The organism is Kitasatospora sp. NPDC093806, from assembly GCF_040683335.1.
Lineage (GTDB): Bacteria > Actinomycetota > Actinomycetes > Streptomycetales > Streptomycetaceae > Kitasatospora.
Genome location: NZ_JBFBDO010000014.1, coordinates 41,633 through 54,395 on the forward strand (window position 1 = coordinate 41,633; position 12,763 = coordinate 54,395).

Here is a 12,763-nt window from a genome sequence, read left to right on the forward strand (position 1 = left end):
GGGCGGCCCGGACGGCGGGCCCGGACCGGCTCGGCGCGGACCGGCTCAGCGCGGACCGGCTCAGCGCGGACTGGCCGCCGGCCCGTGCCCGCCCGGGTCGTCGTGGTTCTCCGGCAGCTTGCAGACGTGCTGCAGCCAGAGCGCCGCCGCGATCACGGCCACCCCGGCCAGCACCGCGAAGCCGGCGGTGATCGCCTGGTCCTTGCGGGCCGCCACGTCCAGCTCGCCCAGCAGGTGGATCCCGGCGCCCGCGTAGATCCCGGTGACCACCGCCGAGACCAGCGCGCTGGCCTGGCCGAGCACCAGGGCCCGGGCCGCGCCGAGCGGGTCCACCCGCTTCGCCCCGGGCTGCCGCTCGCGGGCCGCCTTCAGCCGCGACCGCAGCGAGAGCGCGGTGGCGAGCAGGATCACCGCCACCGCGGCCAGCACCACCGGTGCCGCGCCCGGCACGGCGGGCAGCGTGTCCAGGGAGGCCCAGAGCTCGGCACCGGCCCAGGACAGCGCCGTCGCAGCGGCGGTGATGCCGACCAGCAGACGGAGGCGAAGCAGCTTCACTCGGACGGGGTCCTTTCCCGGGCGACGGGCGGCAGGCGACGGACGGCGATGACGGACGGGCGCCGCCCCCGGCCCGGGTGCGGCGGCGCCAGGCCACCGTACCGGGCCCGGCCCGGGGGACACCCCCGGACCGGAGCGGACACCTATTCGTACGGCCGGGAGCCCCGCCCGAGTTCCCCGGCCCGCGCGAACGGCGGCCGGAGCGCCCCGGGGGCTACTCCGGCAGGGTCAGCCGGATGTCCTCGCGCCGCTTGACGCCCTGCGCGTCCGGGCCGCCGAGGGCCGCCAGCAGCTCGGCCACCGGCCCGTGCCCGGGCACCTCGGCCTCCGGCTGGGCGTCCAGCCACGGGGCGAGCACGAAGGCCCGCTCGTGCGAGCGCGGGTGCGGCAGCACCAGCTGCGGGTCCTCGCTGACGACGCCCTCGTAGGCCAGGATGTCGACGTCCAGGGTGCGCGGACCCCAGTGCACGGTGCGGACCCGGCCGAAGGCGTCCTCGATCGCGTTGCCGCGCTCCAGCAGGTCGCGCGGCGGCAGCGAGGTGCGCAGCAGCACCACCGCGTTGTAGTAGTTGGGCTGCTCCTCGGGGCCGCCCACGGCCGCCGTCTCGTACACCGCGGAGACGGCCTTGATCTTGAGCCCGGGCGTGTCGGCGAGGGCGTCCACGGCCCCCTGGAGGGTGTCCAGGCGGTTGCCGAGGTTGGAGCCGAGGGCGATCACGGCACAGCGCTGGCTGTGCAGGGTGGTGTCGACCGCGTCCACCCGGTGCTCCAGGTCGAACGCGCTCGCCGAGGTGGTCGGGTCGCTTGTGGTCATCGGACTACCCCTAGGGCGTGTCTGGTGGACGCGGCGAAGGTCACCCGCGGGTCCGGTGGATGGTCACGGTCACGTCGTCGAACGGCACGGTGATCGGGGCGTCCGGCTTGTGGACGGTCACCTCGACCTCCTCCACCGGCTCGTGCTTGAGGCACTGGTCGGCGATCCGCTGGGCGAGGGTCTCGATCAGCTCGACCGGCTCGCCGGCGATGATCGCGGTGACCTCCTCGGCCACGATGCCGTAGTGCGCCGTACGGGTCAGGTCGTCGCCGGACGCGGCGGGGCGGGTGTCCAGGAAGAGCACCAGGTCGACCACGAAGGTCTGGCCCTCGGCCCGCTCGCGCTCGAAGACGCCGTGGTGGCCCCGGGCGCGCAGGCCCCGCAGGGTGACGCGGTCCAGCAAACGAATCACTGCTCCCAGTCGGACGGGCCCCGCCCGGGGAACGCGGGCGGGCAGGGCGAGGACGGGCGTCGCGCCCGCCACTGACGTTTTCGAATCTACCCGCGCGCGCCGACAACACCCGACCGTCCTACCCGGCACGAACCGTCGTCACGCACGCCGGAATGGCGATTGACGTGAACGTTCGGTGACCGTCCGGGAATTCCCGGGCCACCGGCCGGCGACGTTTTCCCCCGGTTTTCCGCCCGTTCCCGGAATCAGTCCTCGTCGTCCTCGTCGGCGCTGGTCAGAACGGGTGAACCGTGGTGCGACCACAGTTTCCACCCGGCCGGGGTGCGCCGGAAGAGATTCGTCGACACGACCTTTCCGCCGACCAGCGGACCGAGCTCGCCCTCCTCCTCCGCCTCGCCGCCGGAAAGGATGTTCTCGGTGCACGTGACAAGGGCCACATCGCCGTGCACCTCCGCCTCCTCGTCGGTGAGGATGAACTGGATGTACTCGGTGTTCGCCATGATCAGCATGTACGAGCGGGTCACCTGGGCCCGTCCGCGCAGCACCGGCCAGCCTGGGTGGACGCAGACCACGCCCCCCTTGTCGTCGGCCTCGGCGGCGCCCAGCCAGGCGTCCTCGACCGCCGCGAGGTCGCCGTTCTCCAGCGCCTCGTAGAGCGCCCGGTTCGCCTCCAGGGCCGCTTCCCGGTCCGCCTCGCCGGCCCGTCGGCCCGCCGTCTCCCCGCTCAACCTGCCGTCACCCGCCATGACCCTCCCGTCCTCGTCCCACGCTCACCCCTGCCGGGCCGCGCGCTGCCAGGCCGCGACCACCCGGACGGCGTCCGCCGTGCCGGCCACGTCGTGCACCCGCACCGCCCAGGCGCCGGCCCGCGCCGACAGCACCGACACCGCGGCGGTCGCGTCGTCGCGCTCCCGGGCCGGGCGCGGTTCCCCGGTTTCCGGGTCGGCGAGCAGCGTACCCAGGAACCGCTTGCGCGATGCGGCCACCAGCACGGGCCGGCCGAGCGCGGTGAGGGCGTCGAGCCGGCCGAGCAGCGCCCAGTTGTGCTCGGCGGTCTTGGCGAAGCCGAGGCCCGGGTCGAGGATCAGCTGCTCCGCCTTGACGCCGGCGGCGGTCAGCGCGTCCACCCGGGCGGTGAGCTCGCCGACCACGTCGGCGACCACGTCCTGGTAGACGGCCAGCCGGTCCATGTCGGCGGACTGCCCGCGCCAGTGCATCACCACGAACGGGGCGCCGGTCTCGGCCACCACCCGGGCCATCGCCGGGTCGGCCAGCCCGCCGGAGACGTCGTTGACGATCAGCGCGCCGGCCGCGACCGCCTGCTCGGCGACCGAGGCCCGCATGGTGTCGACGGAGACCGCCACCCCGGCGTCGGCCAGTTCGCGCACCACCGGCAGGACCCGGCGCAGCTCCTCCTCCTCGGGCACCCGCCGGGAGCCGGGGCGGGTGGACTCGCCGCCGACGTCGACCAGGTCGGCGCCCCGGGCGCGGAGCGCCAGCCCGTGCGCGATCGCCCGGGCGGGGTCGTGCCACAGCCCGCCGTCGGAGAAGGAGTCGGGGGTCACGTTGACCACGCCCATGACGGCGCAACGGTCGAGCCGCGGCAGTCCGGCCGGCAGGGAGGAGGGCACCGAATCGCTCATAACCCCATTATCTGGCCGCCCCGCCCTGGAAACGCCTCCGGCCCCCGCCGCGCGTGCGCGGCGGGGGCCGGAGGCGACCGGACGGAACCTCAGGCGGCCTCGGTGACCTCCGGCCGGACGCCCGCCGGCATCAGGCCCTGCCGCTGCGGCTTGCGGCCGAACCGCGGCATGCCGAGCGTGATGAAGGCCTCCGCCTGCATCGCGGCGAAACCGATCCGGGGCAGGTCGCGGGTGTTCGGGAAGACCAGGAAGCGCGGCTCCCACTCCGGCTGGAACTTCGCGTTGAACTTGTACAGCGACTCGATCTGGAACCAGCGCGAGAGGAACACCAGCAGCCCGCGCCAGGCCCGCAGCACCGGCCCGGCGCCGATCCGCTCGCCGCGCGCCAGCGCCGAGCGGAACATCGCGAAGTTGAGCGACACCCGGCGCACCCCCAGCGCCGGGACCGCCTGCAGCGCCGCGACGATCAGCAGCTCGTTCAGGCCCGGGTCGGCCGCCCGGTCGCGGCGCATCAGCTCCAGCGAGATGCCGTCCGGCCCCCAGGGCACGAAGTGCAGCACCGCCTTGAGGTCGTCGCCGGCCTCGCCCTCCTCCGGGGCCTTGTGGGCGGTGACCACCACGCAGGCGTCGTCGCCCGGGTCGCCGAAGCGGCCGAGCGCCATCGAGAAGCCGCGCTCGGTGTCGGTGCCGCGCCAGCGGGCGGCGGCGTCGGCGATCCGCTGCTTCTCCTCGAAGGACAGCTCGGAGACCCGGCGGACCTGGCAGGAGTAGCCGTTGCGCTCGATCCGCTTCACCATCTGGCGGACGTTGCGCATGGCCCGCCCGGCGAGCGAGAAGGAGGCGGTGTCGACGATCGCCTCGTCGCCCAGCTCCAGCGCGTCCAGGCCCGCCTCGCGGGTCCAGACCTCGCCGCCGACCTCGCTGCAGCCCATCACGGCCGGCACCCAGGCGTGCTCGCGGGCCTCGGCCATGAACACCTTGATCGCGCCCGGCCAGGCCTCCACGTCGCCGACCGGGTCGCCCGAGGCCATCATCACCCCGGAGACCACCCGGTAGGAGATCGCCGCCTTGCCGCTGGGCGAGAACAGCACGCTCTTGTCGCGGCGCAGCGCGAAGTAGCCGAGCGAGTCCCGCTCGCCGTGCCGCTCCAGCAGGGCGCGGACCTTCACCTCGTCCTCGGCGGTCAGCTCCGGCTTCGGCTTCTCCGGCCGCAGCGCCAGGTAGGCGGTGGTGAAGGCGGTGATCAGGCCCATCCCGCCGAGCAGGTAGGCGACCAGGTCGGAGACCCGGTCCGAGGTGTAGTGCACGGGTCCTTCGAAGCCGAACAACCCGTAGACGACGTGCTCCAGCCGCTGGTACAGGCCGGGGTGCCCGATCTCGTACTTGGTCCGGGCGGAGACCACCAGCAGGCCGAGCAGCACGCTCACGGCGCCCATCACGACCAGGTTGACCACCGCGCGCCAGCGGGTCCGCGGGTCCGCCTTGGCGTAGAACTCGCGCCGGTGCACCAGCATGACCGCGAACAGCACCAGCGAGACGACCGCCGGGCCGAGCTGGTGCCAGCGCAGCAGGTGCAGCGCCGCGCCGGCCGGCAGCAGCACGCAGACCGCGCGCCAGGCGCGCCGCTTGCGCCGCCGCAGGGCGTGCGCGAGCAGCACCAGCAGCAGGCCGATCATCAGGGTGCCGGCCGCCGCCAGCGTGGTGGTGCCGCCGGGCAGCTGTCCGGCGAAGGTGTGCACCTTGGTGTGCCGGAGCTTGGGGAACACCGCGCTGGCGATGTCGACCAGCCCGATCAGCAGACAGGCGTAGCCGACCGCACCGGGGAGCCAGGCCCTCGGTACGGCGGCCGCTTGGGTACGAAGCGTCTGCAGGCCCCGACGGCGCGGGGACTGCTCGGGGCTCGGCTCAACGGACACGGGAACGCTCATGGAGGTTCAGCGTAGAGGCTGTCGAGGGGTGTCCGGTCACTCCGGGGGCGGAGCCGTGATGGACCTTCATGCCAATTCCTTCATCAGGCAATACGCACACCAAGGAACCGGCAACGAAGCGTAAACCGGCGGCCTGGGGGCACTGCGATTGAGCCGAGGGGTGGGTGCCGGAGCCCCTCGCCGCGTGGCGCGACGGGCCCCCGCGTACGTGGTACGTACGGTGGACGCCGCATTCTAGGGCGCCGGTTGCGCCCCGGCGCCGTCGGCCTCCCCGGCCCGTCCCGGCGTCCGGACAGCCTAGCCGCGGTGGCCCGGACTGACGCACCGCCAGACGATGAAGCCTGCACCGACAGCGTCCCACCGGAAGGCCGACGGCATGGAACTGACCAGCGACGCCCTGATGAACTCGCTGCTCGCCCTGGGTTCGGCGGCGGTCGTCGGCACGCTCTGGCTCTGGCCCCGGCTCGCCCGCCAGCGTCCGCTCCCGGTGCTGGGCCGGGTCGGTCTGTTGACGGTCACTCAGGCCTCGGCGCTGGCCGTGCTCGCCCTCTCCGTCAACAATTCCTTCGGCTTCTACACCTCATGGGACGACCTGCTCAGCCCGGGCGGCACCAAGCTCGCCCTCACCAGCAACGAGAACCACAAGGGCGGCGCGCCGGCCTCCGACGCGCTGCTCCAGCCGACCACCGAGGGCGGTCTGGAGACGATCGGCGACCTGCCCAAAGGTCCGCCCGAAGAGGCCGGGAAGGTCGAGTCGGTCCGGATCACCGGAAAGGAGACCGGACTCTCCGACCAGCTGTTCGTCTACCTGCCGCCGGAGTACTTCGATCCGAAGTTCAGCCTGGTCCGCTTCCCGGTGCTGCTCACCATCGCCGGCTTCCCCGGCACCACACTCAATCTGATGAAGGAGCTGCCGGTCATCCAGACCGCCGCCGAGCTCCAGCGCTCCGGCAAGATGGCGCCGGCCATCGTGGTGCTGGCCCGCCCGACCGTCGCCCCGCCGCGCAACACCGAGTGCGTGGACGTCCCCGGCGGGCCGAAGACCGAGTCCTGGTTCACCAAGGACGTCCCGGAGGCGCTGCACTCGGCCTACCGGATCGGCCGCTCCCCCGCCTCCTGGGGCGTCTTCGGCTACTCGACCGGCGGCAGCTGCGCGCTGCGGCTGGCGATGCGCTTCCCGAACGTGTTCGGCGCCTCGGGCGGCCTGCACGCCGACTTCAAGGTCAACGAGGACCAGTTCACCGGCGGCAGCCTGTTCGGCGGGGACAAGGCGCTGGCCGAGCAGAGCGACCTCACCTGGCGGCTGCAGAACCTGCCCGCCCCGGCCCTGTCGATGCTGGTGGTCTCCACCCGCAAGGAGGCCGACTACCCGCAGACCGTCCAGTTCGTCGAGCTGGCCCAGCAGGTCGGCGCCGCCAATCCGCAGTTCAAGACCGAGTCGCTGTACCTGGACGACGGCGGCCACAACTTCGAGAGCTGGGTCCGCGAGCTGCCGGCCTCGCTGGAGTGGATGGGCAACCACCTGGGCTGACCGGGTCCTGTGGCACCCGGGTGATTACCGGCCGGTCGGGCACAGCGCCCGCCGCCGCGGGGGGACGCATCTCGACCGCCCGGCCGATCGACGGCCGGCGCCGCCCCGATCCGGGCAGGAGGCCCCATGCTCAGCACCCGATCGCTGTTCGACGAGATCTACCGGAACGACGAGGCCTATCAGCTGTTCTGCAGCATCGCCGCGGGCGGCGAGGACCAGGGCGGCTGGGAGAACGAGCGGATCACCGAGCTCACCCGGGACCCGGTGCTCGCCCCGAAGATCGCCCGGCACGGCGCCGACGAGCGCAAGCACGGCCGGATCTTCACCCAGCTGCTCAACAAGCGCGGCCTGCCGAAGGTCGACGTCCCCGCCGAGGCCGACTACTGCATGCTGCTGGAGCGCCAGGGCGTCGGCCTCGCCCACGAGCGGCTGACCAGCGGCGTCCCGCTGACCGACCGCGAGATCATCACCTACCTGGCGCACAGCCGGGTCACCGAGCAGCGCGCGGCCGAGCAGATGCGCCAACTGGTCAAGGTGTACGGGGACAACCCGGACCTCGGCCGGGCGATGCGGATGATCTCGGCCGACGAGGACAACCACCTCGCCTACTGCCACGAGGAGCTGCTCCGGCTGTCCGAGGAGGGCCACGGCCCGTACATCCGGCACGTCCTGGAGACCAGCGCCCGCGGCGAGATCCGCACCCACCGGGACGTCGGGCTGGCGGTGACGTCCCGGATGGCGCGGATCCTGCGCTGGCCGCGCTGGCAGCTGGCCGTGGTCACGGCCGGCGTCCACGCGCTCTACCTGTACGACCTGCTCTACGGGTGGCGGCGGATGACGCGGCTGCGGATGCCGCGGCGCCGCAACGCGCTGGGCACCCCGGCCCCGCCGCACGCCGAGCAGGAGCTCGGCTGAGCGGTCAGCGCCCGATGATGAGGCTCATCGCCTCGGCCCGGGTGGCGGGGTCGCGCAGCTGGCCGCGCACGCAGGAGGTGATGGTCTTGGCGCCGGGCTTGCGGATGCCGCGCATCGACATGCACATGTGCTCGCACTCGACCACGACGATCGCCCCGCGCGGCTCCAGGATCCGCATCAGCGCGTCGGCGACCTGGCTGGTGAGCCGCTCCTGCACCTGGGGCCGGCGGGCGTAGACGTCGACCAGCCGGGCCAGCTTGGACAGGCCGGTGATCTTGCCGCTGGTGGACGGGATGTACCCGACGTGCGCGACGCCGCGGAACGGCACCAGGTGGTGCTCGCAGACCGAGGTCAGCTCGATGTCCTTGACCAGCACCATCTCGTCGTGGCCGAGGTCGAAGGTGGTGGTCAGGACGTCCTCGGGCTCCTGCCAGAGGCCCGCGAATATCTCCTTGTAGGCCCGCGCGACCCGGGCCGGCGTCTCCAGCAGGCCCTCGCGGTCCGGGTCCTCACCGACGGCCAGCAGCAGCTCACGGATCGCGTTCTCGGCCCGCTTCTGGTCGAAGGTGCCGACGGCGGGCGGACCGTCGAGCGTCACCGGGTCGATCATGCGGGGCCTCGCTTCTGAGTGGGACTGAGTGGCTGAACAGCACGGATGCCGCGCCTCCAGGGTACAAACCCCGGTGGCGCGGCATCCATTCCGTCGGGCGCCGAAGCGCTCGGTCAGCCCTCGGTGGGCGGCTCGACCGGCAGCGGCGGCAGCTTGACCACGTCGGCCGGGGCGGCCTCGGGGGCGGCGGCGGCGCCGTTGGTCAGCGACAGCTCCTTCGGGGACTGCACCGGCGGGCGGGTGGACGGCGTCCGGCGGGCGGAGCCGGTCCAGGCCGGACGGTGCGGGCGCTTGACGATCGGCGCGAAGATCTCGGCGATCTGCTCCTTGTTGAGGGTCTCCTTCTCCAGGAGCTCCAGGACCAGGTTGTCGAGCACGTCGCGGTTCTCGACCAGGATCTCCCAGGCCTCGTTGTGCGCCGACTCGATGAGCTTCTTGACCTCCTCGTCGACCAGCCCGGCGACCTCTTCCGAGTAGTCGCGCTGGTGACCCATCTCGCGGCCCAGGAACGGCTCCGAGTTGTCCGAGCCGAACTTGATCGCGCCCAGCCGCTCGGTCATGCCGTACTGGGTGACCATGGCCCGCGCGGTGGCGGTGGCCTTCTCGATGTCGTTCGAGGCGCCGGTGGTCGGGTCGTGGAAGACCAGCTCCTCCGCCGCGCGCCCGCCCAGCATGTACGCCAGCTGGTCGAGCATCTCGTTGCGGGTGGTCGAGTACTTGTCCTCGTCCGGCAGCACCATGGTGTAGCCGAGGGCCCGACCGCGGGACAGGATGGTGATCTTGTGCACCGGGTCGCTGTACTGGCAGGCCGCCGCGACCAGGGCGTGGCCGCCCTCGTGGTACGCGGTGATCTTCTTCTCCTTGTCGGACATGATCCGCGTGCGCTTCTGCGGACCCGCCACGACGCGGTCGATCGCCTCGTCCAGGATGTTGTTGTCGATCAGCTTCTTGTCCGAGCGGGCGGTCAGCAGCGCCGCCTCGTTCAGGACGTTCGACAGATCGGCACCGGTGAAGCCGGGGGTGCGCTTGGCGACGGCCGAGAGGTCGACGTCGGGCGCGATCGGCTTGCCCTTCTGGTGCACCTTGAGGATGTCCAGACGGCCCTGGAGGTCGGGGCGCTCGACGGCGATCTGCCGGTCGAAGCGGCCCGGGCGCAGCAGCGCCGGGTCCAGGATGTCCGGGCGGTTGGTGGCGGCGATCAGGATGACGCCGCCCTTGACGTCGAAGCCGTCCATCTCGACCAGCAGCTGGTTGAGGGTCTGCTCGCGCTCGTCGTGGCCGCCGCCGAGGCCCGCGCCGCGGTGCCGGCCGACGGCGTCGATCTCGTCGACGAAGACGATCGCCGGGGCGTTCGCCTTGGCCTGCTCGAAGAGGTCGCGGACGCGGCTGGCGCCGACACCGACGAACATCTCGACGAAGTCCGAACCGGAGATCGAGTAGAACGGCACGCCGGCCTCGCCCGCGACGGCGCGCGCCAGCAGGGTCTTGCCGGTGCCGGGCGGGCCGTAGAGCAGCACGCCCTTGGGGATCTTGGCGCCGACGGCCTGGAACTTGGCCGGCTCCTGCAGGAACTCCTTGATCTCGTGGAGCTCCTCGACCGCCTCGTCCGCGCCGGCGACGTCGGCGAAGGTGGTCTTCGGGGTGTCCTTGGTCAGCAGCTTGGCCTTGGACTTGCCGAACTGCATGACGCGCGAGCCGCCACCCTGCATCTGGTTCATCAGGAAGAGGAAGACCAGCACGATGATGACGATGGGCAGCATCGACAGCAGCAGGCTGACGAGGGTGCTCTGCTTCTCCGGGCTGATGGTGTAGCCCTCGGAGAGCGTGCTCTGGTCGTTGTCGTTGATCTGCGCCTGCAGCTTGTCGGCGATGCCGACGCCCTGGTCCCCGATGTACGAGGCCTGGAACTTGCTGCCGGACTGCTGCTTGCCGCCCACGTTGGGCAGCTTGGCGCCGTCCTTCAGCTGGATCTTGATCGTGTTCGAGTCACCCGTGGTGATCTGCGCCGACTTGACCTGCTTCGCGTCGATCGCTGCGACGACCTGCCCGGTGTCCACCGTCTTGTAGCCGTTCGAATCCGAAACGACCTGCATCAGCACGATGACGGCGAGGACGGCCAGCACGATCCACATGATCGGCGCACGGAAGTATCGCTTGACGTCCATCCATGCGGGGCGTTGCCGCCCCGTCCCTCCTGCCACTCAACGGCGCCGCGGGGCTGTGGGCCGCCGGCGCATTCGGTCAGTGCTCATGTGAAGAGCGGTTTTATTGGACCGTACCGCAGTACGACCCGCGCGTGGCGGGAGCACGGCGGTACGACGTATTTCTCTGTCTCCCCGACCCAACGGGCGGGAACGGCCTGCTGTTCCCGCCCGTCGTCCGAACGGGTACTCAGCCGCCGTAGACGTGCGGGGCGAGAGTGCCGATGAACGGCAGGTTGCGCAGCTTCTCCGCGTAGTCGAGGCCGTAGCCGACCACGAACTCGTTGGGGATGTCGAAGCCGACGTACTTGACGTCGATCTCGACCTTGGCGGCGTCCGGCTTGCGCAGCAGGGTACAGACCTCCAGCGAGGCCGGACCGCGCGAGCCCAGGTTGCCGAGCAGCCAGGACAGCGTCAGACCGGAGTCGATGATGTCCTCGACGATCAGCACGTCGCGGCCGGCGATGTCGGTGTCGAGGTCCTTGAGGATCCGCACCACGCCGGAGGACTTGGTGCCCATCCCGTAGGAGGAGACGGCCATCCAGTCCATGGTGACCCGCGAGTGCAGGGTGCGGGCCAGGTCCGCCATGACCATCACGGCCCCCTTGAGGACGCCGACGATCAGCAGGTCCTTGCCTGCGTAGTCCCGGTCGATGCGCTCGGCCAGCTCCAGGAGCTTCGCGTCGATCTCGTCCTTGCTGATGAGCACCTTCGCGAGGTCAGCGCCCATGTCGTTCTGGTCCACCGGGGATACGTCCTCAAACGTGTCGGGGTTCTGGATGGCCGGCGGCCGGCTCCCCCGGGGCATGCCAGCCCGTCAGTCGCCCTGTCGCCGAAAGACCAGCGTGCCACACCGCCGGGTGGCCTCGACGCCCCCGGGTAGGTGCAAGGGTCCCTGGCCGCGCCATCCGGTGACCAGCAGGTCGATCGTTTCGAGGTGCCGGGCGAACAGGTCGCCGGCCGGACAGCCCGCGCGCAGCGCGGCCCGGCGCAGCACCCGGCGGCGCACCGCGGGGGGCAGTTCGGCGAGTTTCGCGGCGTCCAGGGCGCCCTCACCCGTCCGGAGGTCGCGCTCGGCCAGCGCGGCCCACTGGTCGAGCGCGTCGGCGTCGTCCCGGAACAGCCGGGCGGTGCGGGCGAGCGCCTCGACCACGCCGCCGCCCAGGTGCTTCTCCAGCACCGGCAGCACCTCGTGGCGGACCCGGGAGCGGGTGTAGGCCGGGTCGCAGTTGTGCGGGTCGTCCCAGACCGGGATGGCCTGGGCGGAGCAGGCCTGCCGGGTGGCGGCCCGGTCCAGCTCCAGCAGCGGGCGGCGGTAGCGGCCCTTCTGGGCGGGCATGCCGGCCAGCGAGCGGGAGCCGGAGCCGCGGGCCAGGCCCAGCAGGACGGTCTCGGCCTGGTCGTCGCGGGTGTGGCCGAGCAGGACGGCGAGCGCGCGGTGCCGCTCGGCGGCCTCGTCCAGCGCGGCGTAGCGGGCGTCCCGGGCGGCGGCCTCGGGACCGCCGTCGCGGCCGACCTGGACCGGGATCGCCTCGACCGGGTCGAGGCCGAGCTCGCGCAGCCGCTCGGCGACCTGGGCGGCCCGGTCGCCGGAGCCGGCCTGGAGGCCGTGGTCGACGGTGACGGCGCCGACCCGCAGACCGATCTTGGGGGCCTCGAAGGCGGCCGCGATGGCGAGCGCCATGGAGTCCGCGCCGCCGCTGACGGCGACCAGGACCAGCGGCGAGCCGGGCGCGGCCGGGGTGCGGGGCAGGCCGGAGGGGTGGCGGTGGGCGTTGCCGATCAGCGTGGTGCCGACGGCGGCGACGGGCAGCGCGACGGCGGCGAGCGGCGCGCCGCCGGTGCGTTCGCGCGGCTCGCGGGCCGGCGCGGTGAAGGTGGAGCCGGCCTCGGCGGCGAGGTCGGTGAGGGTGCGGCGTACGGCCAGGCGTATCGCGGCGACGGCGGGGTGTGGGCCCACGGCGGACGACTCCTCGACGGAGGGGGGACAGGGCGGCGGTGGGCGCGGCGGGGACCGCGCATCCATGAGCACCGTGTTACCGGGCGCTCACAGATGGTGGCAGAAAGGAGGCGCCCACTACGCCACCCGCGCCACCGGTACGACCACCGTCCCACGTTCGGGTGAATGAAGAAACGTATCTTCACCCGCCATGT

12 protein-coding genes are annotated in these 12,763 nt (G+C 72.4%); 2 read left to right on the forward strand and 10 right to left on the reverse strand.

Features of this window, described 5'->3' with window-relative positions; translation table 11 throughout:
* Positions 1-60 precede the first annotated feature (60 nt).
* From AB0N76_RS10725 to AB0N76_RS10750, 6 genes are all read right to left on the reverse strand, one after another.
* Complete coding sequence (locus AB0N76_RS10725; protein ID WP_363555406.1) at positions 61-555, reverse strand: DUF3180 domain-containing protein; 495 nt, start codon at positions 553-555, stop codon at positions 61-63.
* Between the two features lie 214 nt (positions 556-769).
* Positions 770-1,369: a 2-amino-4-hydroxy-6-hydroxymethyldihydropteridine diphosphokinase gene (folK, locus tag AB0N76_RS10730; protein WP_363555408.1), complete on the reverse strand. Its 600-nt coding sequence runs from the start codon at positions 1,367-1,369 to the stop codon at positions 770-772.
* Positions 1,370-1,409: 40 nt separating this feature from the next.
* On the reverse strand, positions 1,410-1,769 hold the full coding sequence (gene folB / locus AB0N76_RS10735) for a dihydroneopterin aldolase (protein WP_363555518.1): 360 nt from the start codon (positions 1,767-1,769) through the stop codon (positions 1,410-1,412).
* Positions 1,770-2,026: 257 nt separating this feature from the next.
* The gene (locus tag AB0N76_RS10740) at positions 2,027-2,509 is read right to left on the reverse strand and encodes a nuclear transport factor 2 family protein (protein ID WP_363555410.1); all 483 of its coding nucleotides are present in this window, start codon (positions 2,507-2,509) and stop codon (positions 2,027-2,029) included.
* A 42-nt stretch (positions 2,510-2,551) separates the two neighbouring features.
* Positions 2,552-3,424, reverse strand: a complete 873-nt coding sequence (folP, locus tag AB0N76_RS10745) for a dihydropteroate synthase (RefSeq protein ID WP_363555412.1) — start codon at positions 3,422-3,424, stop codon at positions 2,552-2,554.
* A gap of 89 nt (positions 3,425-3,513) precedes the next feature.
* A complete protein-coding gene (locus AB0N76_RS10750; protein WP_363555414.1) occupies positions 3,514-5,352 on the reverse strand; it encodes a phosphatidylglycerol lysyltransferase domain-containing protein in 1,839 nt (612 codons plus the stop codon).
* Between the two features lie 376 nt (positions 5,353-5,728).
* Between AB0N76_RS10750 and AB0N76_RS10755 the strand changes: the two genes are divergently transcribed.
* Positions 5,729-6,883 carry an alpha/beta hydrolase-fold protein gene (locus AB0N76_RS10755; protein ID WP_363555416.1) on the forward strand — a complete coding sequence of 385 codons (1,155 nt, stop codon included), beginning with the start codon at positions 5,729-5,731 and terminating at the stop codon, positions 6,881-6,883.
* A 126-nt stretch (positions 6,884-7,009) separates the two neighbouring features.
* The gene (locus tag AB0N76_RS10760) at positions 7,010-7,798 is read left to right on the forward strand and encodes a ferritin-like domain-containing protein (RefSeq protein WP_363555418.1); all 789 of its coding nucleotides are present in this window, start codon (positions 7,010-7,012) and stop codon (positions 7,796-7,798) included.
* Positions 7,799-7,802: 4 nt separating this feature from the next.
* Here AB0N76_RS10760 and folE read toward each other — a convergent pair whose 3' ends face one another.
* The 4 genes from folE to tilS all read right to left on the reverse strand — a co-directional run bounded on the left by folE (position 7,803) and on the right by tilS (position 12,569).
* Complete coding sequence (gene folE / locus AB0N76_RS10765; protein ID WP_030309924.1) at positions 7,803-8,408, reverse strand: GTP cyclohydrolase I FolE; 606 nt, start codon at positions 8,406-8,408, stop codon at positions 7,803-7,805.
* 113 nt (positions 8,409-8,521) lie between these two features.
* Positions 8,522-10,573: an ATP-dependent zinc metalloprotease FtsH gene (gene ftsH / locus AB0N76_RS10770; protein ID WP_363555420.1), complete on the reverse strand. Its 2,052-nt coding sequence runs from the start codon at positions 10,571-10,573 to the stop codon at positions 8,522-8,524.
* A gap of 226 nt (positions 10,574-10,799) precedes the next feature.
* Complete coding sequence (hpt, locus tag AB0N76_RS10775) at positions 10,800-11,354, reverse strand: hypoxanthine phosphoribosyltransferase (RefSeq protein ID WP_363555422.1); 555 nt, start codon at positions 11,352-11,354, stop codon at positions 10,800-10,802.
* 72 nt (positions 11,355-11,426) lie between these two features.
* Positions 11,427-12,569, reverse strand: coding sequence for a tRNA lysidine(34) synthetase TilS (gene tilS / locus AB0N76_RS10780; protein ID WP_363555424.1), 1,143 nt, complete (start codon positions 12,567-12,569; stop codon positions 11,427-11,429).
* Positions 12,570-12,763 lie beyond the last annotated feature (194 nt).

Bases quoted from the DNA above. Each gene is read 5' to 3' on its own strand.
- folK (WP_363555408.1), bottom strand. From the start codon at position 1,369: ATGACCACAAGCGACCCGACCACCTCGGCGAGCGCGTTCGACCTGGAG.
- AB0N76_RS10755 (WP_363555416.1), top strand. From the start codon at position 5,729: ATGGAACTGACCAGCGACGCCCTGATGAACTCGCTGCTCGCCCTGGGT.
- AB0N76_RS10760 (WP_363555418.1), top strand. From the start codon at position 7,010: ATGCTCAGCACCCGATCGCTGTTCGACGAGATCTACCGGAACGACGAG.
- folP (WP_363555412.1), bottom strand. From the start codon at position 3,424: ATGAGCGATTCGGTGCCCTCCTCCCTGCCGGCCGGACTGCCGCGGCTC.
- AB0N76_RS10750 (WP_363555414.1), bottom strand. From the start codon at position 5,352: ATGAGCGTTCCCGTGTCCGTTGAGCCGAGCCCCGAGCAGTCCCCGCGC.
- folE (WP_030309924.1), bottom strand. From the start codon at position 8,408: ATGATCGACCCGGTGACGCTCGACGGTCCGCCCGCCGTCGGCACCTTC.
- ftsH (WP_363555420.1), bottom strand. From the start codon at position 10,573: ATGGACGTCAAGCGATACTTCCGTGCGCCGATCATGTGGATCGTGCTG.